Annotated in this window: 1 protein-coding gene; it reads left to right on the top strand. The window is 45.2% G+C overall.

Annotated features, from left to right (window positions below; translation table 11 throughout):
- On the top strand, positions 1-513 hold a 513-nt coding region (locus R7Z47_RS26930), incomplete at both ends, for an efflux RND transporter permease subunit (protein WP_318131037.1).

A 513-nucleotide genomic window follows, 5' to 3' on the forward strand; every position in this document is an offset into this window, starting at 1 on the left:
AAAAGGGCATCATTGCCTATTTTGCCAATAACCCTGTGGCTGCCAACCTGTTGATGGTGTTTATCATCATCATGGGTATCGTGAGTTACATGTTTATCCAGCGTCAAATGTTCCCGAATATCGAAGTGAACTACATCGACGTTCGCGCGACTTATCCAGGTGCGTCTCCTCAAGAAATTGAAGAGAGTATTTTGGTCAAAGTGGAAGAGTCGATCAAAGACGTTACTGGCATTAAAAAAGTGGTGTCACGAGCTTCTCGTGGCAGTGCTTATATTTCTATCGAAGTTGATGTCAACGCGGATATCAAGCGAGTGCTTGATGATGTGAATCAGCGCATCGATACTATTTCTAACCTGCCTCTTGGCATGGAGCCCATCAATGTCTATCAGGTTGAATGGCGACAAGACGTGATAGAAATGGGGCTGGTAGGGGACAGGCCTCTTGAAGAGCTTAAGCCGATTGCGAAGCAGATTGAAGATGAGCTTCTGCAGCTTAATAACGTCATGTTGGTGT

This window comes from Vibrio sp. 1641 (genome assembly GCF_033339995.1).
Taxonomy (GTDB): Bacteria; Pseudomonadota; Gammaproteobacteria; order Enterobacterales; family Vibrionaceae; genus Vibrio; species Vibrio alginolyticus.